The sequence below is a fragment of the uncultured Sulfitobacter sp. genome, from assembly GCF_947499945.1.
Lineage (GTDB): Bacteria > Pseudomonadota > Alphaproteobacteria > Rhodobacterales > Rhodobacteraceae > Sulfitobacter.
Window position 1 is genome coordinate 130,510 of record NZ_CANMQD010000001.1, and the last position, 23,049, is coordinate 153,558.

General features: G+C 57.2%; 22 protein-coding genes. 18 read left to right on the top strand and 4 right to left on the bottom strand.

Translation table 11 applies throughout. From position 1 onward, the window contains the following. Positions 1-151 precede the first annotated feature (151 nt). The 7 genes from fabI to trpE all read left to right on the top strand — a co-directional run bounded on the left by fabI (position 152) and on the right by trpE (position 7,135). The gene (gene fabI, locus Q0775_RS00650) at positions 152-955 is read left to right on the top strand and encodes an enoyl-ACP reductase FabI (protein ID WP_298857140.1); all 804 of its coding nucleotides are present in this window, start codon (positions 152-154) and stop codon (positions 953-955) included. Continuing rightward, a complete protein-coding gene (locus tag Q0775_RS00655) occupies positions 952-1,332 on the top strand; it encodes a hypothetical protein (protein ID WP_298857142.1) in 381 nt (126 codons plus the stop codon). Before fabI ends, Q0775_RS00655 begins: the two co-directional genes overlap by 4 nt. Further along, positions 1,329-1,931 carry a LysE family translocator gene (locus tag Q0775_RS00660; RefSeq protein ID WP_298857143.1) on the top strand — a complete coding sequence of 201 codons (603 nt, stop codon included), beginning with the start codon at positions 1,329-1,331 and terminating at the stop codon, positions 1,929-1,931. The genes Q0775_RS00655 and Q0775_RS00660 overlap by 4 nt, the downstream gene beginning before the upstream one ends. A 6-nt stretch (positions 1,932-1,937) precedes the next feature. Continuing rightward, the gene (gpt, locus tag Q0775_RS00665) at positions 1,938-2,459 is read left to right on the top strand and encodes a xanthine phosphoribosyltransferase (protein ID WP_298857145.1); all 522 of its coding nucleotides are present in this window, start codon (positions 1,938-1,940) and stop codon (positions 2,457-2,459) included. Positions 2,460-2,535: 76 nt separating this feature from the next. Continuing rightward, positions 2,536-3,720 carry an aminotransferase gene (locus Q0775_RS00670; protein ID WP_298857147.1) on the top strand — a complete coding sequence of 395 codons (1,185 nt, stop codon included), beginning with the start codon at positions 2,536-2,538 and terminating at the stop codon, positions 3,718-3,720. Positions 3,721-3,786: 66 nt separating this feature from the next. Further along, positions 3,787-5,622, top strand: a complete 1,836-nt coding sequence (locus Q0775_RS00675; RefSeq protein ID WP_298857149.1) for a peptidylprolyl isomerase — start codon at positions 3,787-3,789, stop codon at positions 5,620-5,622. Between the two features lies 1 nt (position 5,623). Then, on the top strand, positions 5,624-7,135 hold the full coding sequence (gene trpE / locus Q0775_RS00680) for an anthranilate synthase component I (protein ID WP_298857151.1): 1,512 nt from the start codon (positions 5,624-5,626) through the stop codon (positions 7,133-7,135). Here the strand turns inward: trpE and Q0775_RS00685 are convergent, their stop codons facing one another. Continuing rightward, positions 7,136-8,035 (bottom strand): MBL fold metallo-hydrolase, encoded by a 900-nt coding sequence (locus tag Q0775_RS00685; protein WP_298857153.1) that lies wholly within the window; start codon positions 8,033-8,035, stop codon positions 7,136-7,138. 84 nt (positions 8,036-8,119) lie between these two features. Beyond that, the gene (locus Q0775_RS00690; protein WP_298857156.1) at positions 8,120-9,727 is read right to left on the bottom strand and encodes a polysaccharide deacteylase family 2 protein; all 1,608 of its coding nucleotides are present in this window, start codon (positions 9,725-9,727) and stop codon (positions 8,120-8,122) included. A gap of 181 nt (positions 9,728-9,908) precedes the next feature. Between Q0775_RS00690 and Q0775_RS00695 the strand changes: the two genes are divergently transcribed. From Q0775_RS00695 to lexA, 7 genes are all read left to right on the top strand, one after another. Then, on the top strand, positions 9,909-10,490 hold the full coding sequence (locus Q0775_RS00695; protein ID WP_298857158.1) for an aminodeoxychorismate/anthranilate synthase component II: 582 nt from the start codon (positions 9,909-9,911) through the stop codon (positions 10,488-10,490). Further along, complete coding sequence (gene trpD, locus Q0775_RS00700) at positions 10,487-11,506, top strand: anthranilate phosphoribosyltransferase (protein ID WP_298857159.1); 1,020 nt, start codon at positions 10,487-10,489, stop codon at positions 11,504-11,506. The genes Q0775_RS00695 and trpD overlap by 4 nt, the downstream gene beginning before the upstream one ends. Continuing rightward, the gene (locus Q0775_RS00705) at positions 11,506-12,186 is read left to right on the top strand and encodes a uracil-DNA glycosylase (protein ID WP_298857161.1); all 681 of its coding nucleotides are present in this window, start codon (positions 11,506-11,508) and stop codon (positions 12,184-12,186) included. The genes trpD and Q0775_RS00705 overlap by 1 nt, the downstream gene beginning before the upstream one ends. Beyond that, on the top strand, positions 12,183-12,995 hold the full coding sequence (gene trpC, locus Q0775_RS00710; protein WP_298857163.1) for an indole-3-glycerol phosphate synthase TrpC: 813 nt from the start codon (positions 12,183-12,185) through the stop codon (positions 12,993-12,995). The genes Q0775_RS00705 and trpC overlap by 4 nt, the downstream gene beginning before the upstream one ends. Next, positions 12,995-13,468: a cyclic pyranopterin monophosphate synthase MoaC gene (moaC, locus tag Q0775_RS00715; RefSeq protein ID WP_298857165.1), complete on the top strand. Its 474-nt coding sequence runs from the start codon at positions 12,995-12,997 to the stop codon at positions 13,466-13,468. The genes trpC and moaC overlap by 1 nt, the downstream gene beginning before the upstream one ends. Further along, positions 13,465-14,637 (top strand): gephyrin-like molybdotransferase Glp, encoded by a 1,173-nt coding sequence (gene glp, locus Q0775_RS00720; RefSeq protein WP_298857167.1) that lies wholly within the window; start codon positions 13,465-13,467, stop codon positions 14,635-14,637. The genes moaC and glp overlap by 4 nt, the downstream gene beginning before the upstream one ends. Before the next feature lie 67 nt (positions 14,638-14,704). Next, positions 14,705-15,397: a transcriptional repressor LexA gene (gene lexA, locus Q0775_RS00725; RefSeq protein WP_298857169.1), complete on the top strand. Its 693-nt coding sequence runs from the start codon at positions 14,705-14,707 to the stop codon at positions 15,395-15,397. Positions 15,398-15,421: 24 nt separating this feature from the next. Here lexA and Q0775_RS00730 read toward each other — a convergent pair whose 3' ends face one another. Further along, the gene (locus Q0775_RS00730) at positions 15,422-17,479 is read right to left on the bottom strand and encodes a ComEC/Rec2 family competence protein (protein ID WP_298857173.1); all 2,058 of its coding nucleotides are present in this window, start codon (positions 17,477-17,479) and stop codon (positions 15,422-15,424) included. A gap of 126 nt (positions 17,480-17,605) precedes the next feature. Between Q0775_RS00730 and gltX the strand changes: the two genes are divergently transcribed. The 4 genes from gltX to Q0775_RS00750 all read left to right on the top strand — a co-directional run bounded on the left by gltX (position 17,606) and on the right by Q0775_RS00750 (position 22,179). Next, the gene (gltX, locus tag Q0775_RS00735; RefSeq protein WP_298857175.1) at positions 17,606-19,006 is read left to right on the top strand and encodes a glutamate--tRNA ligase; all 1,401 of its coding nucleotides are present in this window, start codon (positions 17,606-17,608) and stop codon (positions 19,004-19,006) included. 118 nt (positions 19,007-19,124) lie between these two features. Beyond that, positions 19,125-20,420 (top strand): citrate synthase, encoded by a 1,296-nt coding sequence (locus Q0775_RS00740; RefSeq protein WP_298857177.1) that lies wholly within the window; start codon positions 19,125-19,127, stop codon positions 20,418-20,420. 446 nt (positions 20,421-20,866) lie between these two features. Then, positions 20,867-21,790, top strand: a complete 924-nt coding sequence (locus Q0775_RS00745) for a calcium-binding protein (protein WP_298857181.1) — start codon at positions 20,867-20,869, stop codon at positions 21,788-21,790. Positions 21,791-21,867: 77 nt separating this feature from the next. Continuing rightward, positions 21,868-22,179, top strand: a complete 312-nt coding sequence (locus tag Q0775_RS00750) for a hypothetical protein (RefSeq protein WP_298857183.1) — start codon at positions 21,868-21,870, stop codon at positions 22,177-22,179. Positions 22,180-22,253: 74 nt separating this feature from the next. Here the strand turns inward: Q0775_RS00750 and Q0775_RS00755 are convergent, their stop codons facing one another. Beyond that, positions 22,254-23,030 (bottom strand): enoyl-CoA hydratase-related protein, encoded by a 777-nt coding sequence (locus Q0775_RS00755; RefSeq protein WP_298857185.1) that lies wholly within the window; start codon positions 23,028-23,030, stop codon positions 22,254-22,256. Positions 23,031-23,049 lie beyond the last annotated feature (19 nt).

Consider the following 23,049-nt stretch of genomic DNA (forward strand, 5'->3'; position numbering starts at 1 on the left):
CATATTTCAGACTATCGCGTTGCTTGGGAACACAATTCACCCATTGCGAGCATCTGTGCAACCCAAAACACGATATACGGTGCGCTGACTTGATGGTCCCCAACCAATCGCGTAGGTAAAGCCAACCTGATTATGAATGGAGTTTTAGGCCATGTCGAACAATCTGATGGCGGGCAAGCGGGGACTGATCATGGGATTGGCCAACGATAAATCAATTGCCTGGGGCATCGCAAAACAGCTTGCCGATGCTGGTGCCGAGCTGGCGTTCTCCTATCAGGGTGATGCGTTGAAAAAGCGTGTTGACCCGCTCGCAGCCTCCCTTGGCTCTGATATCGTGCTGCCCTGTGATGTTGGCGACGAGGCCTCGATTGACGCTCTGTTTGCTGGCTTGGGCGAGCGGTGGGACAATCTGGATTTTATCGTTCATGCCATCGGCTTTTCCGACAAGAACGAACTGCGCGGCCGCTATGTCGACACAAGCCGCGCCAACTTCGCGCTCTCGATGGATATCTCGGTCTATTCCTTCACTGCCGTTGTGCAGCGTGCCGAGAAGATGATGAAGAATGGCGGCTCTTGCCTAACGCTCACTTATTACGGCGCCGAAAAAGTAATGCCACATTATAACGTTATGGGCGTGGCCAAGGCTGCCCTTGAGGCGTCGGTCCAATACCTCGCGGAAGATCTGGGCAAGGACGGCATCCGCGTGAATGCCATCTCGGCAGGTCCGATCAAGACGCTTGCCGCCTCAGGTATCGGTGATTTCCGATATATCATGAAGTGGAACGAGTATAATTCGCCCCTGCGCCGTAATGTGACCATCGACGAGGTCGGAAAATCTGCACTCTACCTGCTGTCCGACCTTGGCTCGGGCACCACAGGCGAAAACCTGCATGTCGATGCGGGATATCATGTGGTGGGCATGAAGGCGGTTGATGCGCCCGATATGAGCAAATGAACCGCACCGTGCGGCTGACAACGGCGCTTTGTGCTGTCAGCAGCACAGCGCATGCCAGCGCTCTCGGCAATGCAGCCACGGTGCCGATTGGCCAACGCGGCGGGACGCTTGATGGCGAGTTGATGATCTGCCGATGGGGCGAAGGGATGTTAAAGCTGCCCGCCCCCGAGGACAAACCAGTCAAAACGCTTTCGAGTAGACCCTCCCTAAAACTATCGCGCCACGGACGGATGGACCGGATCAGCAAGAGCACTATTACGCAGCCTGCGCTTCCGCCCTGCTCCATAAGTCGTACTGCCGCAATACGCTGGCAAGGTGGGTCATTAACGGACATGACGCCTGACCTGACGCACGACGCAATGGTGCTCAAACGATGACCCTCGAACACGTTCTTGCCTTTAATGCGGTCCTGATTGTTTCGATCCTGAGCCCTGGTGCTGCTTTTTTGATGGCAGTGCGCAGCTCGATCTCGAACGGACGCCGCGCAGGCGTTGCCACTGGGCTCGGTCTGGGCGTGATGGCAAGCCTGTGGACCCTGGCCGCCCTTCTGGGGATGGACGCCATTTTCGCCTTGTTTCCATGGGCCTTTGCAACGCTGAAACTCGGTGGAGCAGTCTATTTGATCTATCTTGCGATCAAGACATGGCGCAGTGCAGCCACACCACTAGGTTCTGCGCCGAAGGCACAAGGACGCGCATTTATCGATGGCTTCCTCGTTAATATGGGTAATCCAAAATCGGTCTTGTTTGCCGCGGCTGTGCTGGTGGTGATTTTCCCGCCGGACCTTACAGCAGCGCAAGTCGCCTTTGTTACCCTCAACCACCTTATCCTCGAAATACTGTTTTATTCGGCTTGCGCCGTTATTCTGACAGCCCCCGCTGCCCGCGCCCGATTTTTGCGTGCAAAACCTCTTATCGACCGTACTGCCGCCATCCTTCTTGGCGGCCTTGGTCTAAAACTCTTGCTACAAAGGTAATTCCATATGTCCGACACCCGCCTGCCCCATGAAAAAGGTTTTCACATCAGCTGGGACCAAATCCACCGCGACAGCCGTGCGCTGGCTTGGCGTCTGGACGGGAAAGGTCCTGATGACGGCGCATGGCGTGCGGTTGTTGCCATCACCCGCGGGGGAATGGCCCCCGCAATGATCGTCGCACGCGAGTTGGATATCCGCACTGTAGATACCATCTCGGTCGTCTCCTACCACTCGGGCGGGGGCAAAGCGGACCAGCGGCGCGAGGCCCGTGTTCTGAAATCTCCAGATGTAGAAATGATGGGCGACGGCACAGGCATCTTGATCGTCGATGATTTGGTGGACAGCGGCAAAACACTTGAGTTGGTCCGCTCCCTCTACCCCAACGCCCATTTCGCTACCGTCTATGCCAAACCTGCGGGAGAGCCGATGGTCGACACCTTCATCACGGGTGTCTCTCAAGACACATGGATTTTCTTCCCGTGGGACATGGCTCTGCAATACGTCGAGCCGTATCGCGGTAAGGACTAAGCCAAATCACACCTGCTCTTCTTTATTTTGCCTATAAACTGAATCCCGTAGGATCCCTCACATACTGGACTTGGCCATGACAGCACCGCGCACCACCACAACCTTCCCGCCCCCTGTCATGGAAGCCCGCCGCTGGCTCGACAGTGTCAGCTTCCCTGATGACCGCCCCCTCATCAACGTGAGTCAGGCCGCCCCTGTTGAACCGCCGCATCCCGACATGCGCCAAGCAATGGCAGATGCGGTTCTTGGCGACGATTCTGTGCACCTCTATGGTCCCGTTCTCGGTATGCCCGCCCTGCGCAGCGAACTGGCAGCCCGAACCGCGCGCATCTATGGCGGTGAAATCCGCGCAGAGCTTGTCGCGATTACCTCAGGCTGCAATCAAGCTTTCGCCGCTGCGATTTCGACTCTTTGCGCTGAAGGGGACGAAGTGATCATCCCCGTGCCATGGTACTTTAACCATAAGATGTGGCTGGATATGGCAGGCGCAGTTGCGGTCCCCTTGCGCTGTGAAGGTGATATGATGCCCGACCCTTGGGACGCGGCAAAACTTATCACACCGCGCACACGTGCAATTGTGTTGGTCACACCGAATAATCCTACTGGCGTCGAATATCCCGACGACCTCATCACCGCCTTCTATGACATCTGCAAGTCACGGGGCATCGCCCTGATCGTGGATGAAACCTACCGCGACTTTCACGCCAGCACCGATATCCCGCACAGCCTGTTTAAAAAGGCCACTTGGGACGATACACTGATCCACCTCTATTCTTTTTCAAAGGCTTACCGCCTGACGGGACATCGCGTGGGCGCGATGATCACTTCAACTGCACGGCTGGCGGAAGCCGAGAAATTCCTCGACACTGTCGCCATTTGCCCCAACCAAGTAGGACAGCACGCGGCCCTTTGGGGGATGCAAAATCTTGACCAGTGGCTCGGCGGGGAGCGTGATGAAATCCTAACACGCCGTGCGGCAATCACCGACAATATGCAAAAGCTCAAAGACAAAGGCTGGTCGCTGATGGGTTTGGGCGGCTATTTCGCCTATCTTGAGCATCCCTTCGCAATGAGCAGTGCCGAGCTTGCTCCGCTTATGGTCGAGCAATCGGGCATTTTGTGCCTGCCCGGAACGATGTTCTACCCTGAGGATAATACGGCTGGTACCCGCGAGTTACGCATCGCTTTTGCCAATCTGGATGCCGCAGGCATCGCCACACTTTTTGACCGTCTCGCAGCACTTGATCTGCCTCGGCGCTAGCATCCTCTTGCCCCTCTAGCGCCAAGCCCTTAGACAGTCGCAAACACCGTTTAAGGGGTACCAACCATGGCCAAGAAATCAAGCGTCGGCAAAACCGCAATGTGGATCGTGGTCGGTCTTCTATTTATCGGCTTGGGCGGCTTTGGCGCCGTCAACCTGAGCGGCAATATCCGCACCCTCGGTACGGTCGGGGACAAGCCGATCGCGGTGGACACCTACGCCCGTCAGGTCCAGCAGGAGTTGCGCGCCATCAGCCAGCAAACAGGCAGCCCCATGACATTTGCCCAAGCACAGCAGTTAGGTCTGGACCGTGCCGTGTTGCAACGCATCACCCGTGAGCGTGCGCTGGATCATGAAGCCACCCAGATGGGCCTATCTATCGGTGACGAACTGCTACGCGACCGCATCCTGGAAATTCCCGCTTTTCAAGGGGTCGACGGTTCCTTCGACCGCGAAGGGTATGCACAGGCGCTTCGCTCTGCCGGTTTGAATGAAAACGACTTCGAAGTTAGCTTACGCGAAGAATCTGCCCGCCAACTGCTTCAGGGTGCGATCCTAAGTGGCGTTGAGATGCCTGCCGCTTACTCCGAAACGCTGGTGGCCTATGTCAGCGAGCAGCGTGATTTTACATGGGTGCTGTTTAATGACGCCGACACCGATCCGGCCCCCGCAACCGAGCAAGAGCTGCGCGCCTATTTCGAGGTAAATGCAGACAGCTTTGTGTTGCCCGCCACGAAAAAGATTACCTATGCATGGCTGAACCCGACCGACATTCTGGATCAGGTGGAAATTCCAGAAGGAGAACTGCGCGCAGAATATGACGCGCGTTCCGATGAGTATAACCAGCCAGAGCGCCGTCTTGTGGAGCGTCTCGTATTTGCCGATCAAGAAGCCGCTGATCAGGCCGCCGCCGCACTTGAAGTGAACGGCACCACCTTTGAAGCGTTGGTGCAGGATCGTGGTTTGCAATTGTCGGATGTGGACATGGGCGACGTAAGCCGTGAGAGCCTTGATGCCGCAGGAACCCCTGTGTTCGAGGCGGAGGTCGGCACTGTTGTCGGCCCTGCCCCGACCAACCTTGGCCCTGCCCTTTTTCGCGTCAATGCCGTGCTGCCAGAACAGATTGTAACCTTTGAAGAGGCGGAGCCAGAGTTGCGCGATGCCCTCGCAACAGACCGCGCAATCCGCCTTGTTGAAGCGCAGGCAGAAGATTTCGACAACCGCCTTGCGGGTGGCAACACGGTCGAGCAACTGGCCGAGCAGACCGAGATGGTATTGGGCCAGATTGACTGGACCGCCGAAAGCTCGGACGGCATTGCGGCCTATGAGGCCTTCCGCGAAGCTGCCGCAACTGTAACTGCTGAGGATTTCCCAAAGATCGAGCAACTTGATGATGGTGGTGTGTTTGCCCTTCGCCTCGACGAAGCTCTGCCAGAGCGCCCGCCGGCCTATGAGGATGTGGTTGAGGAAGTCACCACCCGTTTGACCGCCGAGCAGACAGTGGCCCGTTTGAGCGTAGAGGCTGAAGCTGCAAAAGCTGCTCTTGAAGCAGGAACGTCCCTTGAGGAACAAGGACTGACCCCACGGGTGGAGACAGACCAGACCCGCAACGCTTTTTTGGTAAACACCCCACGCGGTTTCACAGCAGCAGTCTTTGAAATGGAGTTGGGCGATATTCGCATCCTTGAGGGCACGGATACTGTCGTCATGGTGCGCCTCGACGCGGTCCACGCCGCAGGCGACAGCCCTGAGGCATCAGCCCTTGTGGCCCAATTGCGCGAACAGCAAAATCAGGCGCTGGCACGCGGACTTTTCGATATCTTTGCCGATGATACGCTGTTGCGTGCGGGGCAAAACATCGACCCCCGCGCCGTCAACGCTGTTAACGTGAATTTCCAGTAAGATGGCGCTTACACCCGACTTCAACACGTTTGCCGCCCGCTATGACGCAGGCGAGCATCAGGTGGTCTATACCCGTCTGGCCGCCGATCTGGACACCCCGGTCTCGCTCATGCTGAAACTCGGCGGGGCGTCTGAGAATTCGTTTATGCTCGAATCCGTCACGGGTGGTGAAGTGCGCGGACGTTATAGCATTATCGGAATGAAGCCCGATCTGATCTGGCGTTGTCGCGGGACTACCTCCGAAGTGAATCGTGCCGCACGCTATGATCCCGATGCCTATACGGCTATCAAAGGGGATCCGCTGGACGCGCTGCGCGGCCTAATCGCGGAAAGCAAGATTGATCTGCCATTGGACATGCCTCAAGCCGCCGCTGGCCTCTTCGGCTACCTTGGCTATGATATGATCCGTCTAGTAGAGCGTTTGCCAGATGTGAACCCCGACCCGCTAGGCCTGCCCGATGCCGTGATGCTGCGCCCTTCGGTGGTGGCTGTACTGGACGGTGTGAAGGGCGAAGTAACTGTGGTTTCCCCCGCATGGGTCACGCCCGGCCAATCCGCACGCGCCGCATATGCCCAAGCAGCCGAGCGCGTGATGGACGCTGTGCGCGATCTGGAACGTTCACCCGCTGGCACCAGCCGCGATTTGGGCGAAGCTGCCGCCGCGCCAGAGCCCGTAAGCAACTTTACCAAAGACGCCTATAAGGAAGCGGTACTCAAAGCTCAGGAATACATCAAGGCTGGGGATATTTTCCAAGTCGTTCCAAGCCAACGCTGGGCGCAGGCTTTCCCGCAGCCGCCCTTCTCGCTCTACCGCTCATTGCGCCGCACAAATCCTTCCCCGTTCATGTTCTATTTCAACTTTGCCGGCTTCCATGTTGTTGGGGCCAGCCCCGAAATTCTTGTCCGCGTATTCGGACAGGAAATCACCATCCGCCCCATCGCAGGAACCCGCCCCCGTGGTGCCACGCCTGAAGAAGACCGCGCGCTTGAAGCAGATCTGATGGCCGACCCCAAAGAGCTGGCCGAGCATTTGATGCTGTTCGATCTGGGCCGCAACGATGTGGGACGTGTGGCCAAGATCGGCACCGTTCGCCCGACCGAGGAATTTATCGTTGAACGCTACAGCCACGTCATGCACATCGTCTCCAACGTCGTGGGCGAGCTACGCGAGGATTGTGACGCGCTCGACGCCTTCTTTGCTGGCATGCCCGCTGGCACAGTCTCGGGCGCGCCCAAAGTTCGCGCGATGGAGATCATCGACGAGTTGGAGCCAGAGAAACGCGGCGTCTATGGCGGCGGTGTTGGCTACTTCAGTGCAGGCGGCGATATGGACATGTGCATCGCCCTGCGCACGGCGGTGATCAAGGACCAGACCCTGTATATCCAAGCAGGCGGCGGCGTGGTCTATGACAGCGACCCCGAAGCGGAATATATGGAGACCGTGCATAAATCAGGCGCAATACGGCGCGCCGCAGAGGATGCCGCCCGTTTTGATAGCGATGGAAACGGCTGACTAGAACTTGTTAAGTGGTATCTTCAAATAGCTATGCCCGTCCGCCTCTGCCTTGGGCGGTTTGCCTGCACGCAGGTTCATTTGCAGCACTTCAAGCATCCGGTCCGGCAGATTCAGCGTCTTGTCCCGCCCCTCCCGCATGGAGATAAAACCCTCTTTCTCGGTGCCGCCACCGATGTGTTTGTTATGGCGGCGGTGCTCTGCCACTGTCGCCTCCCACTGCGGCAGTCTGCGATACTCGGTGCCGTAATCATGTCCGACAAACAGGCGCGTCTCATCCGGCAAGGCCAGCAAGTCCTGCAATGACTGCCACAGATCATATGCGGAACCGCCCGGAAAATCAGCCCGCGATGTTCCCGCATCCGGCTGCATGAAGGTGTCGTGAACAAAGGCCGCATCGGCACCGACCACATAAGTGACAGAGCCAAGCGTATGACCGGGCGATAGCATCACCCGGACGTCCAGTTCGCCGATCTTGAATGTGTCACCGTTTGCGAACAAATGATCGAAATCGTGCTCTGGGTGAAACGCAGAGGGCATGTTATAGTAATCGCGCCATAACTCCGCGATCTCGCGCAGTTTTTCGCCGATGCCGTTCGGTTTGCCCAACCGCTCTTTGAGGAAGGAGGACGCCATCAAGTGGTCGGCATGCGGGTGCGTGTCGAGAATCCACTCGATCTTGACCCCTTCGGTTTGCGCAAATTTCAGGATAGCTTCCGCGCCGGCAGTATCGGTAGAGGCGGATGCGGGATGATATTGCAGCACCGTATCAACAAGAGCGCCTGCCCGCGTTGCGGGATCAACAACTAGGTATTGAATGCTTCCCGTCGGGGCGTCGTAGAAGCCCGTCACTTCCGGCGAATGTGGTCCACGAGAAGGGCTGGTGCGAGAAATCGACATATCTACTCCTATGAATGTGTAAGAGTAAAAACCCCGATCAGGCTATTGGTTCCAAAATACCGCACCTGGCCTTCCCGATTTTTACTACTGCGCCAGCAGGACCGCCGAAACGGGAGCCAAAGCGACGCTGCCCGCACGGTCTGCTAAGCCCCACACCAACAGCGCCTCAATCGTCTCGGGGCGCAAGCGGCCCAACATGATCACACCGCCTTCCTGACCTGCTTTAAACGCCGCTTGATCAAGGAAACGACGGATTACGCGGGGCTGCTGTCCTTCGCTGTCAAAGTCGCGGAACACAGGCGCAGCGGGCACCCCTTCCTTGAGCGCCAGCTTGGGCATCGAGTTGAGGCCTTTGCTTTGCGCGACAAGGCCATGACCGCTGGCCAGTAATATCCGCGTGACCTGATCCGCCACTTCGCGCGAGCCTTGTAGCCCTGCACCTGTGCCTTCTATGACCCCTACAATCTCTGGCATCCCGTTCAGGGCCACACTCAGCGAAACTTCGGCGTCCGTGGGCCGCGCCCCTTGGGGCAGGTTTACCATCGCCAGAACATCGAACCCTTCGGCGCGGTAACGCTCTGCCCGCTCTGCCGCATCAAACAGGTTTACGTCTACAGCAAAGCTGACAGGATACGGAAAACTTGACAGCGCAGGCAGCCCGATGGCGTCCGCATCAAGATCTGCCCCTGTGTCCATCAAGACAATGCTCATAAGTGGCTTGCCTTCAGGGTTTTCAAAAGGCTGCGCAAATGTGCTGATCGGGCGTGTGTCCGGCGTTTGCGAGACGGTCTCGACTGGCGTCGCTTCAAGCTGCGGTGATCTGTTGATCAGGGTATTTGCAGGTGTGCCTACACTTTGTCCTCCGGTACTTCCAAGGGTACCGACAGGCCTGCCGGGGACAGTCAGCACCCGCGGCTTGGGTGCTGTTTGTGCAACGGAGGCTTGTTCTTGAGTTTCGGCTTCCGCTTCGGCCTCTGGCGCGGGTTCAACCACGATGAAGGTTTCTTCGCTCTCTGAGACCACTTCCCCCTCTGGTGCCACATCGCTTTCTCGCGCTACTCCGGCAACCGCCTCCTGAGAAGCCTCAGCCTCCGGCATTGCGATCGCAGCATCCTGACTATCGTCCGGAATCATCGGGGCCAAAGCCTGAGGGTTGGGCAGTACAGCGGCATCTTCACCTGCCCGCGCAATCACGCCCTGCGGCAAAGGCCGTGGCTGGGTAAGATCGGCCACGACACCGGTCTGGGGCTGTGGCAGTACCGTGGGCAGAACGGGCGTACGCTCCTCCGCGCCGCCATCAACGGGCGGCAATACTGTGGGTACGGATGCTGTGGCCATGACTTCATTTTGCGGCGCTACCACAGGCTCAGCCGTCAGCGGGCCATTATTAAGTGTTCCTGTTACATCCGTGGTCGTCTGGGGTGCCAATGCTGCCACGGCAGGCTCTTTCGGCAATTCTCCGCCTTCGGGAGTGCGCAAACTCACTTGAGGCTGCACAACAGGTGCCGATCCTTCGCCAGTCACGATCACAGTTGGTTGCAATACTGCGGGTTGCGGCGGTGAAACGCTCTCTGCCGTGCCCATCTGTGGGGCTGGCTGTGGCTGCATCGGCACTAGCACCGATACCACACCGGCCACGCCCACACTGAACACCGCGCCCAGTCCAATTCCACTCAATAACCCACGTGCCATAGCTCATGCACCCTTGTCCTGTTGGCTTGCATCCTGTGCACTCCCGATATTTCGAACCGGTTAATGTGCCGATGCAGCGGCCCTGCCTCTTGACGATACCGTCCAAGACTGACCATCTACTCCCGAACTATATACACCCCACGCGCCCGCCTTCTCTAGTCCTAATGCGAAGTTTTACCAAATGCTCTTGTTGATCGATAACTATGACAGTTTCACCTACAATCTGGTTCACTATCTGGGGACCTTGGGTGCGCAAATGGACATCCGCCGTAATGACACGCTGAGTGTGGATGAGGCACTGGCGCTGCGCCCCTCTGGCATCGTCCTGTCGCCAGGTCCATGCGATCCTGCGCAGGCGGGGATTTGCCTCGCGCTCACCCATGCCGCCGCAGAAGCGGGTATTCCGCTACTGGGGGTCTGTCTGGGGCATCAAACGATCGGCGAGGCCTTCGGCGGGAAAGTCGTTCGCGCAAAAGATATCGTGCATGGCAAAATGGGTCAGATGCATCACACGGGCAAAGGGCTGTTTGCCGGCCTGCCCTCGCCTTTTGCCGCAACGCGCTATCACTCCTTGATTGTCGAGCGAGAGAGCCTGCCCGATTGCCTAGAGATCACTGCAGAGTTGGAAGATGGCACCATTATGGGCCTGCAACATCGCACGCTTCCGATCCACGGCGTGCAATTTCACCCCGAATCCATCCGCTCCGAGCACGGCCATGCGCTGCTGGAGAACTTCCTCAAGGAGGTGAAAGAGCCCGCATGAGTGACCAGCTAAAACCCCTCATTGACGCCGCTGCAAACGGGCCGCTGACCCGCGCGCAGGCCGAGGAAGCATTCGGCATCCTGTTCAACGGCGAAGCTACGCCCAGCCAGATCGGCGGCTTCCTCATGGCGCTGCGTACGCGCGGCGAGACTGTGGATGAATACGCCGCTGCTGCCGCCGTGATGCGTGCAAAATGCAACGCCGTCCGCGCCCCTGAGGGCGCAATGGATATCGTCGGCACCGGCGGTGACGGCAAGGGAACACTCAACATCTCGACTGCAACCGCGTTTGTCGTTGCTGGCGCTGGCGTGGTTGTGGCAAAGCACGGCAACCGCAACCTAAGCTCCAAGTCTGGCGCGGCAGATGCGCTGACCCAGATGGGCCTGAAAACCATGGTCGGTGCGCCTGTGGTCGAAAAGGCCCTGAACGAAGTCGGGATCGGCTTTATGATGGCACCGATGCACCATCCTGCGATTGCCCATGTGATGCCCACCCGCGCCGAGCTGGGGACGCGCACGATCTTCAACATCCTTGGCCCGCTCACCAATCCCGCAGGCGTGAAACGCCAGCTCACAGGCACTTACCGCCGCGATTTGACCCGCCCCATGGCCGAAACATTGAAAGAACTGGGGTCGGAGGCTGCATGGCTTGTTCACGGCTCTGATGGAACGGACGAGTTGACTATTACAGGCGTCAGCTGGGTCTCAGCGCTGCGCCTTGATGGCCAAATCGATGATATCGAAATCCACCCCGAAGACGCGGGCCTGCCCGAGCACCCGTTTGAGGCCATCGTTGGCGGGACGCCCGAGGAAAACGCAGTGGCGTTTAACGCGCTGCTCGACGGGAGCCATTCGGCCTATCGCGATGCTGTGCTGCTCAATTCTGCTGCTGCCCTGCTCATCGCGGATGCTGCACCGGATCTTAAAACAGGTGTTGAGATGGCTCGCACAAGCATCGACTCTGGTGCTGCACGCGATAAGATTACCGCTGTCGCGCGCATTACCCAAGCAGGCTGATGTTTGATCTAAGCCGCTTGGGCGCGTGGGCTGATTTGCCCTTTTTTAAAGAGAGCCTGCCGCAGATCGAAACACGGCTGAAGGCCGAAAATCGTACCATCCTGCCGCCTGCACCACTAATATTTCACGCGCTGGAGCGGGTCCAGCCAGACGATGTGCGGGTGGTGATACTGGGCCAAGACCCCTATCATACAGTTGGAAAAGCACACGGGCTCGCCTTTTCTATCACCGCCAGTTTTGGTGGTCGTCTAGATAGTCTTGGCAATATATTCAAAGAGTTGAATGACGATCTTAATGTTAAACGCACCTGCACGCAGCTGGATGACTGGGCAGATCAAGGTGTGCTGCTGCTCAACACAATCCTGACCGTGCCAGAGAGCCAGCCCAAGGGCCACGCGAAGCTCGGCTGGCAAGTGCTAACCGATCAAGTGCTGCGCCACCTCGCAAATCGCCCGCGTGCTTATCTCCTGTGGGGAGGTCCTGCCCATAACGCAGCGCTGAGCGTCGACGCAGAGACGAATTTCAAACTCCAGTCCTCACATCCTTCACCACTTGGCGTCACCAAATCAGGTAAGACATTTGAGGCCTTTCGCGGATCGAAACCCTTTAGCCGCACCAATGCGTGGTTGCGCGAGCACGGCCATCGGTCCATAAACTGGGGCGATCCGGAGGCACCATGACACAAACAATCCTAGAGAAAATCAAAGCCTACAAGCTTGACGAAATTGCCGCCGACAAGGCTGCTGTTCCTTTGGCGGAAGTTGAGGCACTGGCTGCTGCCGCCTCCCCCGTGCGCCCCTTTGCAGAGGCATTGTTCGAGGCGTCGAGAGAGAATTACGGCCTGATTGCCGAGATCAAAAAGGCCAGTCCGTCGAAAGGGTTGATCCGCGCTGATTTCGAGCCAGCAAAACTGGCCGAAGCCTATGCGGCGGGTGGCGCCACTTGCCTTTCCGTCCTCACCGATACGCCAAGTTTTCAGGGTGCAAAACAGTTCCTTATTGATGCCCGAGCGGCCTGTGATCTGCCCGTTCTGCGCAAGGACTTTATGTACGACACGTATCAGGTCGCCGAGGCGCGCAGCATGGGAGCCGATTGCATCCTGATTATCATGGCGAGTGTGTCGGACACCCAAGCAGCCGAGCTTGAAGATGCAGCGACGCACTACGGCATGGACGCGCTCATTGAAACCCACAACGCCGATGAGCTTGAGCGTGCCCTCATTCTCAAGTCGCGGATGATCGGGATCAATAACCGCAATCTCAACACCTTCGAGACGTCGCTCGATACAACCCGCACCCTTTCCAAACATATTCCGGGTGAGCGGATGATTGTCTGCGAAAGCGGCCTGAATACTGCTGAAGATCTTGCAGATATGGCACGATATGGCGCACGAACGTTTCTCATCGGGGAAAGCCTCATGCGGCAAGAAGATGTCGCCGCAGCTACACGCGGTCTGCTGGCCAACCCCTTGCGCGCAGGTGGCATGTAATGGCGCTCACTCATTTTGACGGCGACGGCCATGCGCATATGGTGGATGTATCTGACAAGGCTGTGACATCGCGCATCGCCACTGCTGAAAATCACATCAAGATGCAGCGTGAAACATTTGATATTATTACAGAAGGACGTGCCAAAAAGGGTGACGTTTTAGGCGTTGCACGCCTTGCTGGTATTATGGCCGCCAAGAAAACCTCCGACCTAATCCCACTCTGCCACCCGCTGCCGATCACTTCTGTTTCCGTCGATCTGGTGCCAGACGCCGACCTGCCCGGTATCCGCATAACTGCGACTGTGAAAACCACAGGCCAGACAGGGGTTGAAATGGAAGCACTCACTGCTGCATCTGTCGCCGCCCTCACGGTTTATGACATGAGCAAAGCCGTGGATAAAACGATGGAAATCGGCGGCCTGCGCGTCACGCTCAAAGACGGCGGCAAATCGGGCCGCCATATCCTTCCGTGATAACTGTTGCACAGGCGCTTGAGCATTTGTTCAGTCTGACTGTCCCGATGGACGTGGAAGAAATCCCCCTGCGCACCGCCGCTGGTCGCGTGCTTGCCCGCGATGTAAGCGCACAGCGCACCCAGCCCCCCTATGCCGCCTCCTCCATGGACGGCTACGCCCTGCACCGCGCCGAAGTCGAACCTGATGCAATGTTCAAAGTTGTGGGCGAAGCAGCTGCAGGCCACCGCTACACAGGAGCGTTGAACGCAGGCCAAGCCGTGCGCATCTTCACAGGTGCCCCTGTGCCAGAGGGCGCTGATTTTGTGGTGATCCAAGAGGATGTGACCCGCCGCGGCGATCTGATCACATTGGGCCACAAAATTGGCAACAAAGACAACATTCGCCCTGCTGGCGGTGACTTTATAAAAGGACAGACAGTGGCCGCCCCTCTGCGCCTGCGCCCTGCCGATATCGCCCTGCTGGCCGCGATGAACATCGCCATCGTGCCAGTTTACCGCAAACCGGTGGTCGCGATCATGGCAACTGGCGATGAGTTGGTCCACCCGGGCGAGCTGCCGGGACCAGATCAAATCATTGCCTCCAATACCTATGGACTGGCAGCCCAATTGGATGCACTGGGCGCGCAGACACGGCTCATGCCGATTGCACGAGATAATGCGCCCTCTTTGCAGCGTGCCTTCGAGCTTGCGCGGGATGCTGACCTTATCATCACCATCGGCGGTGCCTCTGTTGGAGATCATGATCTGGTGGCTCCCGTTGCCGCGACGATGGGGATGGAGCAGTCGTTCTACAAAGTGGCGATGCGTCCAGGAAAGCCCCTTATGGCAGGTAAGCTCGGCACTTCGGTTATGGTGGGCCTGCCTGGAAATCCTGTATCGGCGTTGGTTTGTGGAACGGTTTTTGTCGCACCTATGGTAAGTGCCATGCTCGGCCTCGGGCAATGCGCCGCGCCGCGCCGCACGGTCCCACTCGCCGCTGACATCCCCACGAACGGGCCACGGGAGCATTATATGCGTGCGGTAATAACAGACGGTGCCGTGGCCCCCGCGGACCGTCAGGACAGCTCCCTGCTCACAATACTTGCCAATGCAAATGCATTGCTTGTCCGCGCACCAAATGATCCTGCGCATCGTGCTGGCACCTTGGCCGAGGTTATCGACTTGTAACAAGAGTTGACACAAAACAAGAACGTCCCTAGAACAAAGTGAGATAAGTAGAGACAGGGGATGTGCAGTGCTGACCAAAAAACAACTCGATTTGCTGGCGTTTATTCATAAACGGGTACAGCGAGACGGCGTACCGCCAAGTTTTGACGAGATGAAAGAAGCGCTTGATTTGCGGTCAAAATCGGGCATCCACCGTCTCATTACCGCATTGGAAGAGCGCGGATTTATCCGCCGTTTGGCCCACCGTGCGCGTGCGATCGAAGTTGTGAAACTGCCCGACAGCATGACAGGCGCGGGATTTCAGCCGCGCGTCATTGACGGCGATATACCCGACACACCTCCGCCTGCTGCTGCCCTTCCCGTGACAGCCATCGCTGCGACCGAATTGGCTGTGATGGGAAAAATCGCCGCTGGTGTGCCGATTGAAGCGATCAACCAACGCTCGCATGGGGTGACAGTGCCTGACGCGATGCTGTCGGGTGCGGGTGCGCATTATGCCCTTGAAGTACAAGGGGATTCGATGATCGAGGCCGGGATCAACGACGGCGATGTTGTTGTCATCCGCGAAACTTCTGTAGCCGATAATGGTGATATCGTTGTGGCGTTGGTCGAGGATCACGAGGCAACTCTCAAACGCTTTAAGCGGAGTGGGACTTCTATTGCGCTTGAGGCGGCAAACCCCGCTTATGAAACACGGGTATTCCCCGCCGATAAAGTAAAAGTTCAGGGGCGTCTTGTGGGGCTAATCCGTTCCTACTAACCCGTCTGATAAAAAGTCAGCCTGCTAGTTACCACTGCGCCGCGCGAACCTGTCAGGTTTGGGCGGCGTTTGCTTTTGCGGCCAATGGGTCCAGAGCCGCTCTCCCGATGCGGAACGGGCAGTTTTGGAGATATACCAGCCGTCCAGCCCTTTGCGATACGCCAACGCGCCAGTGTGCAGCAGGCTTTCGGGGTCATGCACCACACAAGGCAATCCGCGCTGGGACAGGGGCACCGAACTCACCACAATCTGGCCCTTGGTACAGCCCTCGAACGCAGCCACAGCGCGTTTGCCTGAAAGGTGGATTACATCGCCATTTGTGTCCCATCGCGCAAAAGCCTGCGGCTGGTCCTTTCCATCACCGTCATTCTCGAGCCAGTTACGTGCGGCAAACCCCGCTCCGCGTTTCTTGCTCAATGCGCGTCCTTGCTCCGTCATCACACCAACCAATGTGCCGGTATCCGAGACAAGCACATCTGGTCGCTCAGTACCTGACCAGATCCAAAAGGACGCGGCCATGGCCACAGCCCCGCTCCACCGTAATCTGCCCCGCCACAGGAGCAGCATCAAAAACCCCAGCGCCAGCAGCGGCAGCACCCATGCGTTTGGCCCTACGACATAGTTCCGCGCATCAGGCAGCTCTGCTACAAAGTGCGACACCAGCAAAATCCACTTCACCCCAAGGCTCATCGCCCAAAGGCCAACCGCCTCAAGCCCCAGTGGTGCCAGCACCGCCGCCACAACAGCAGCGGGGATCACCAGCACCCCCATCAACGGCACCGAGGCCAGATTCGCCAGCAGTCCGTATTGCGCAATCGCGTTGAAATGCGCAGCCCCGATTGGCGCTGTCGCAATGCCTGCCACGGCCGACGAGATAAACACAGCACTCACAGGTTTGAACCAGTTTGGCCCCATAGGTATCTGCCCGTCTCGCAACCAGCCAAAAACGGCCACTAAAGCCGTTGTCGCTGCAAATGACATCTGGAAGCCCGGTCCCATAAGCGCTTCGGGCCGCAACACCAGCACAATCGTCGCAGCAATTGCCACACTGCGCAGGCTGATGGCACGTCGCCCTATCATCAACGCCACGAGCGCCACAGCGACCATCACAAATGCACGCTGGGTAGCGACATTGCCGCCCGAAAGGGCGAGGTATCCTGCCGCTGCAATCAACGCGCCCCCTGCTGCGATGCTGCGCGCCGGCACGCGCAAGACTAGCGGCGGCACCAGTGCCAAAGCTATTCTAAGTGCGGCGAACACCACTCCCGACATCAACCCCATATGCAGCCCTGAGATCGCGAGCAGATGCGCCAGATTACTGGCCCGCAGATCATCCAATGCGGATTGGCTGATGGCAGAGCGGTCGCCTGTCGTAATTGCGGCGGCAAAACCGCCCGTGTCACCGGGCAACACGTCTTGAATACGGGCCGAGGCGGCCATGCGCACACGAAACACACCCAAGCCGCCCGCAGGTTCCGACACACCCATAAGCGGTGTGCGGGCATAGCCGACTGCCCCCAAGCCCGCAAACCAAGCATGGCGCTGGAAATCAAAACCACCTGGCTCTACGGGTCCGGAGGGCGGCGACAGATGCCCCGTGAGCATCACGCGCAAGCCCGGTTCAGAAGCGATGTCAAAGCTGCGATCCCCGTGTAGGGACAGGCGCACGCGGTGTGGCGTACGCTCGGGCGGGACACGTTCAAGCACCACGCGGTCCAGTGTCAACCGCAGCGCATCTGACTGAGAGCGATCAATCGCCACAATCCGCCCCTCGACCGCACCATAATAGCGGAAATCGAGTACGGGTCCTGACACCGAATGCGCCCGCGCCGCCGCGAGAAGTACGCCCAGACAAATCAACATGCCTGCCAGAGCAAAAGGCCGTGCAGGTTCGGGAAAGCCTCTAGCGAAAGCCGCACAGAAAAGACCTGCAAGGGCCACGCGACCTAAATGAAGTTTTGTCGGTTCAAATCCCAATTGAAAATAGGCCCCGATGCCCACGGCAAGGCAAACAGGCACCCAGCCAAACAGCGCTCCACGTTGGGCGCGCATCATCTCGGCAAAGTGTTGCGCCGCACCCATACCTTGCCCCCGTTCGCTGCACTGGATAGACAGTCCCGAACCCTACGCCGAGCGTGGTTACCAAATGGTAAACATGACCGGAAAGTTAACGCCACGCCGCGCCCTGCCTCTCCGAAAGGACCTCTTATGTGCTCTGACATCGTCACCCGCTTCGCCCCTTCGCCTACGGGATTTCTGCACATCGGAGGGGCGCGTACTGCCTTATTTAATTGGCTCTATGCTCGTGGTCGTGGCGGTAAATTCCTGCTGCGCATCGAAGACACAGACCGTGCTCGCCATACTCCCGAAGCAACCGACGCGATCCTGCAAGGGCTTGCGTGGCTTGGCCTCGACCATGACGGCGATGTGGTTAGCCAGCACGAGATGGCCCCGCGTCATGTGGAAGTGGCCCATGAACTGCTTGCTAAAGGTGCGGCCTTCAAATGCTTTGCCACTCAGGAAGAAATCGAGGCGTTTCGCGAGACGGCCCGTGCCGAGGGGCGCAGCACGCTCTACCGCTCGCCATGGCGCGATGCGGACGCCAGCAGCCACCCCGATGCGCCGTTTGTGATCCGCATCAAGGCACCGGATGGCGGCCAGACGATAATACGCGACACAGTCCAAGGCGATGTGACAATCGACAACGCCCAGCTCGACGACATGATCTTGCTGCGCTCGGACGGCTCGCCGGTCTATATGCTCGCCGTGGTTGTGGATGACCATGATATGGGCGTGACCCATGTGATCCGTGGCGATGACCACCTCAACAACGCCGCGCGCCAGATGATGATTTATCATGGTATGGAATGGAACGTGCCCGTCTGGTCGCACATACCGCTTATCCACGGCCCTGACGGCAAGAAGCTAAGCAAACGGCACGGCGCATTGGGTGCGCAGGAATATCAGGCGATGGGCTATCCTGCCGCAGGCATGCGCAACTATCTGGCGCGGCTCGGCTGGAGCCATGGCGACGACGAGTTTTTCACCGATGAGCAGGCCAAAGAATGGTTCGACATCGACGGAATCCGTAAAAGTCCTGCTCAATTCGATCTCAAAAAGCTCGAAAACATATGCGGTCAGCATATTGCAGTGGCCGATGATGCCGCATTGCGGCACGAAATTGAAGAATATCTGGCCGCGGCGGACTTGCCTGCTCTTTCTGACGCACAGTCATCAGGTTTGGAGCGCGCACTCTATTGCCTGAAAGAGCGCGCGAAGACATTCCCGGAAATTATTGAAAAGGGTCAATTTATTCTCACCTCACGCCCTGTGGAATGTGACGAAAAGGCAGCTAAAAATCTAGATACGGTATCCCGTGGTATACTGAGAGAATTGACGCCGCAGCTGCAAGATGTTAGCTGGGATCGAGAAACGCTCGAAGAGGTGCTGAACGGCTTTGCTGCCGCGAAAGATACCAAATTCGGGAAACTCGCCGGACCGCTGCGTGCAGCCCTTGCAGGGCGCGCCGTGACACCTTCGGTTTTCGACATGATGCTGGTGCTGGGCCACGATGAGACATTGGCCCGCCTGACAGATGCAGCGTCCTGAGACGGAATTAAATCTGTCGTTAAGGATGTAGTAGATAAGAAGAGTAAGGATGCGCAGGCCCTGCCAGTGCAGACCTCGGCGCCCAGTGCGCCTGAAGCCAACCTAGAAGGGGAAATGCATGGCCGAGAGTACAAAAAACGCGACGCTTACCGTCGGAGATAAAACAATAGAACTGCCGATGTTCTCCCCCACTTCCGGCCCTGATGTGATCGACATCCGAAAGCTGTATGCCCAAGCGGGTGTTTTCACGTATGATCCGGGATTTACCTCCACCGCGTCCTGCGACAGCACAATTACCTTCATCGACGGCGATGAAGGTATTCTAACCCACCGCGGCTATCCTATTGGTGAGCTGGCCGAGAAATCCCATTACCTCGAAGTTTGCTATCTGCTGCTTTATGGTGAGTTGCCCTCTCCTGTAGAGCTCGAAGATTTCGAGCATCGCGTGACCAATCACACGATGATCCACGAGCAGATGATTAATTTCTTCCGCGGTTTCCGCCGTGATGCACACCCGATGGCGGTTATGGTCGGTGTTGTAGGCGCGATGTCCGCGTTCTATCACGACTCGACCGATATCAATGATGAGTGGCAGCGTGAGGTCGCCTCTATCCGCCTCATTGCAAAAATGCCAACGATTGCCGCGATGGCGTTTAAATATACAATCGGTCAGCCCTTCGTGTATCCGCGCAACGATCTCGATTATGCCTCCAATTTCCTGCGCATGTGTTTTGCCGTGCCTGCCGAGGACTATGTAGTCGATCCGATCCTGAGCCGCGCCATGGATCGCATCTTTACCCTCCATGCAGATCACGAGCAAAATGCCTCGACGTCGACCGTGCGTCTGGCCTCCTCATCTGGCGCAAACCCGTTTGCCTGTATTGCTGCGGGTATTGCCTGCCTGTGGGGCCCTGCCCACGGTGGCGCGAACCAAGCGTGTCTTGAGATGCTCAAAGAGATCGGTACACCAGACCGTATCCCAGAATTCATCGCCCGTGCGAAGGATAAGGACGATCCGTTCCGCCTCATGGGTTTCGGCCATCGCGTTTACAAAAACTTTGATCCACGCGCCACAGTAATGAAGCAATCTGCGGATGAAGTGCTGGAACTGATGGGTGTCGAGAACAACCCGATCCTTCAGGTTGCCAAAGAGCTCGAAAAGCAGGCCTTGGAAGATCCGTATTTTGCAGACAAGAAGCTTTTCCCGAATGTGGACTTCTATTCCGGCATTATCCTTGAAGCGATGGGCTTCCCCACGTCGATGTTCACGCCAATCTTTGCGCTTGCACGGACCGTTGGCTGGATTTCCCAGTGGAAAGAGCAACTCAACGATCCACAGCTGAAAATCGGCCGGCCCCGTCAGCTTTATCAAGGTGAAGATATCCGCGCCTATGTGGATATCGAAAAACGCTAAACGGAAAAAAAACCAAACGATCCAAACCCGGATGCACCCAGCGTCCGGGTTTTTTCGTTGCTGCTCAACTGTGGAGAAATTGTGGCAAAAAGCTGTCACACTCTCAAGAATGTCCGTTTTTGGCACAACATCGCCTGTTGCCGTCAAAAGTGACCCCCTTCTTTGCAGGTCTGGCGATAATCCATATAATATAGCAAGTATCTAAAGAACGAACCGACGCGAATCGCACGTGAGGGGCAGCTTCACACCATGATCGCAAAGCGCATAATACCGCAAAAGTCGGGCTATTGTGCACACACCGCCTGCCCCATTCGAAACAGAAAATTGGAAAACAGGGCAAAATTAAGGCATTGTTTCGGTCCTGAATACAATGGTTAACGCAAGCTTGACCAGTCACCGGAACCCTGCGTACTCATAAGTTAACGCGACACATAGAGGATATGGTTATGTTACTTTTGCTTGGAATTGCACTGCCGTTGGCCATCTTGGGCTTCGGAATGGACTCTGGCGACGATGAAGAAACGCTGGACGAAGTTACGCTGGAAGGTACGGAAGAAGCCGACCGTCTTGAGGGTGACCAAGGTCGTGACTTTATCGATGGTCTTGAAGGCGATGATGTAATGAACGGTCGCGCTGGCGATGACATCATTTTTGGCCGTGAAGGCGAAGATGTATTGCAGGGCGAAGATGGCGACGACATGCTCTGCTCGGGCGATGGCGATGATATCGTAACTGGAAACCGCGGTCAGGACCTTATCGAAGGCCAAGAAGGCGATGACTTTGTATCTGGCGATTATGGCTGGGATACTGTGCGCGGCGACGAAGGAGACGACACAGTTCTCGGTGGGCGTGGATTTGATATCGTAGGCGGCGGGTTCGGCGACGATCTGGTCTTTGGCGGCATCATACAGGGGGTACCTTTGAACCTCGAAGAGCTGACCGAACTGCGCGATGGGGGCTCCCTTGCCGATATCAACGGTGGCATAAACATGCGCGATGATAGCCTCGGCAACGAGCTTTATGGCGGTTTTGGGGATGATAATCTGGTACTCGGCTCCGGCGACATTGCTGATGGAAACGAGGGAGACGATACATTCCACGTAATGTCCGAGCAGATTGGCGAAAACGGCGCAGCGGTTATCAACAACTACTCCGTCAGCGAAGACGCAATTACAATCATTGTTGATGATGTTGATGCAGCAGCCGAAATTACTGTGGCCGATGAAAACGGAAATTCAGTAATCAGCCTTAACGGTGTCCGATTGGCAGTTGTTGATGGCACGGCAGGTACGATTGCTGCAAGCGATGTTTCCCTGATTTCTGAGAACGTGGTGGAATCGCTGTTCGATCCGAACGGCGCAGCAGCCTGATCATAACTCATGCAGGGGTCCTATAATTTTCGGTCCCCTGCCCGATCTAACTGCTAGAACAACAGGAAGCTCCCCCCATGGCCCCCTCAAACTACAGCACATCCAATCGCTATGAATGGTCCCAGGCAAAAAGCCTGATGCCAGCACAAGCAAAATGCGAACGCGGCCCCCAAGGTGCATTGATCCCCGACACAAACGAAGAAATGGATCACATCGCCGTCGTTTATGACGAAGGCGAAACACCCCCCCATATTACAATTAAGCAAGTCTCGGGCTCTGTACACACTGTTCTCGCCAACGGGATCGCTGTCGCGGTTGTGGCCCGCGCCTCTGGCAAAGCACCCAACCCTTCAGACGTTGTACTGGTCGAGCGTCGCATTAATTCGTAAGCTATATCTGATAACAAAAGGCCGCCGCATATACGATGCAGCGGCCTTTTTTCGTAAGCGTAAGTAGTATATCTTCAACGTCCCTCAAATGAGGCAGGGCGTTTTTCGGTAAAGGCGAGCACGCCTTCTTTGAAATCACGCGACTTGCCGCATTTGCCCTGCTCCTGTGATTCTAGAGCCAGCTGATCTTCAAAATCGTTGTTCCAGCTTTCGCGCATTACCTTTTTCACGGCTGCATAGGCCGCTGTTGGACCAGAGGCGAGATGGGCCGCTTTTGCGCGCCAATGTGCGTGGAATTGATGGTCTTCAACCGCTTCCCAAATCATTCCCCATTCATCGGCCTGACGTGCGCTGATTTTATCTGCAAACAGGGCCGCACCCATTGCTTTTGCCATGCCCATCTGACGTGGCATTGTATAAGTACCACCGGCATCCGGGATCAGGCCAATTCGTGTAAAAGCCTGAAGGAAATAAGCACTCTCGGTTGCAAAGACAACGTCAGCTGCCAGCGCCAGATTGGCACCCGCGCCAGCCGCAGGGCCATTCACCGCCGCAATGGTCGGGACAGGGCAGCCCGAGATAGCACGCAGCATTGGCGCATATTCATCGCGTAGAGTCCGCTCCAGATCGATTGAGCCACTGCTGGCCGCATCGCCCAGATCCTGACCCGAGCAGAACGCTTTGCCAGCACCGGTGATCACAACAACCCGCGCTTCACGACCGCCTACAGAAAAGGCATGCTCGATCTCCGCGCGCATCTGGGTCGTCAAGGCGTTGTATTTGTCCGCACGGTTCATCGTGATGACGGCCATGCCATCGCTCAGCTCATAGGTAATTGTCTGGTAGTCCATAACGCCCTCGTTGGTTTCA

Bases quoted from the DNA above. Each gene is read 5' to 3' on its own strand.
- Q0775_RS00670 (WP_298857147.1), top strand. From the start codon at position 2,536: ATGACAGCACCGCGCACCACCACAACCTTCCCGCCCCCTGTCATGGAA.
- trpC (WP_298857163.1), top strand. From the start codon at position 12,183: ATGACACAAACAATCCTAGAGAAAATCAAAGCCTACAAGCTTGACGAA.
- Q0775_RS00730 (WP_298857173.1), bottom strand. From the start codon at position 17,479: ATGGGTGCGGCGCAACACTTTGCCGAGATGATGCGCGCCCAACGTGGA.
- Q0775_RS00655 (WP_298857142.1), top strand. From the start codon at position 952: ATGAACCGCACCGTGCGGCTGACAACGGCGCTTTGTGCTGTCAGCAGC.
- Q0775_RS00685 (WP_298857153.1), bottom strand. From the start codon at position 8,035: ATGTCGATTTCTCGCACCAGCCCTTCTCGTGGACCACATTCGCCGGAA.
- gltX (WP_298857175.1), top strand. From the start codon at position 17,606: ATGTGCTCTGACATCGTCACCCGCTTCGCCCCTTCGCCTACGGGATTT.
- fabI (WP_298857140.1), top strand. From the start codon at position 152: ATGTCGAACAATCTGATGGCGGGCAAGCGGGGACTGATCATGGGATTG.
- trpD (WP_298857159.1), top strand. From the start codon at position 10,487: ATGAGTGACCAGCTAAAACCCCTCATTGACGCCGCTGCAAACGGGCCG.
- trpE (WP_298857151.1), top strand. From the start codon at position 5,624: ATGGCGCTTACACCCGACTTCAACACGTTTGCCGCCCGCTATGACGCA.
- Q0775_RS00675 (WP_298857149.1), top strand. From the start codon at position 3,787: ATGGCCAAGAAATCAAGCGTCGGCAAAACCGCAATGTGGATCGTGGTC.
- Q0775_RS00740 (WP_298857177.1), top strand. From the start codon at position 19,125: ATGGCCGAGAGTACAAAAAACGCGACGCTTACCGTCGGAGATAAAACA.
- Q0775_RS00690 (WP_298857156.1), bottom strand. From the start codon at position 9,727: ATGGCACGTGGGTTATTGAGTGGAATTGGACTGGGCGCGGTGTTCAGT.
- Q0775_RS00755 (WP_298857185.1), bottom strand. From the start codon at position 23,030: ATGGACTACCAGACAATTACCTATGAGCTGAGCGATGGCATGGCCGTC.
- Q0775_RS00705 (WP_298857161.1), top strand. From the start codon at position 11,506: ATGTTTGATCTAAGCCGCTTGGGCGCGTGGGCTGATTTGCCCTTTTTT.
- Q0775_RS00695 (WP_298857158.1), top strand. From the start codon at position 9,909: ATGCTCTTGTTGATCGATAACTATGACAGTTTCACCTACAATCTGGTT.
- Q0775_RS00750 (WP_298857183.1), top strand. From the start codon at position 21,868: ATGGCCCCCTCAAACTACAGCACATCCAATCGCTATGAATGGTCCCAG.
- gpt (WP_298857145.1), top strand. From the start codon at position 1,938: ATGTCCGACACCCGCCTGCCCCATGAAAAAGGTTTTCACATCAGCTGG.
- moaC (WP_298857165.1), top strand. From the start codon at position 12,995: ATGGCGCTCACTCATTTTGACGGCGACGGCCATGCGCATATGGTGGAT.
- Q0775_RS00660 (WP_298857143.1), top strand. From the start codon at position 1,329: ATGACCCTCGAACACGTTCTTGCCTTTAATGCGGTCCTGATTGTTTCG.
- Q0775_RS00745 (WP_298857181.1), top strand. From the start codon at position 20,867: ATGTTACTTTTGCTTGGAATTGCACTGCCGTTGGCCATCTTGGGCTTC.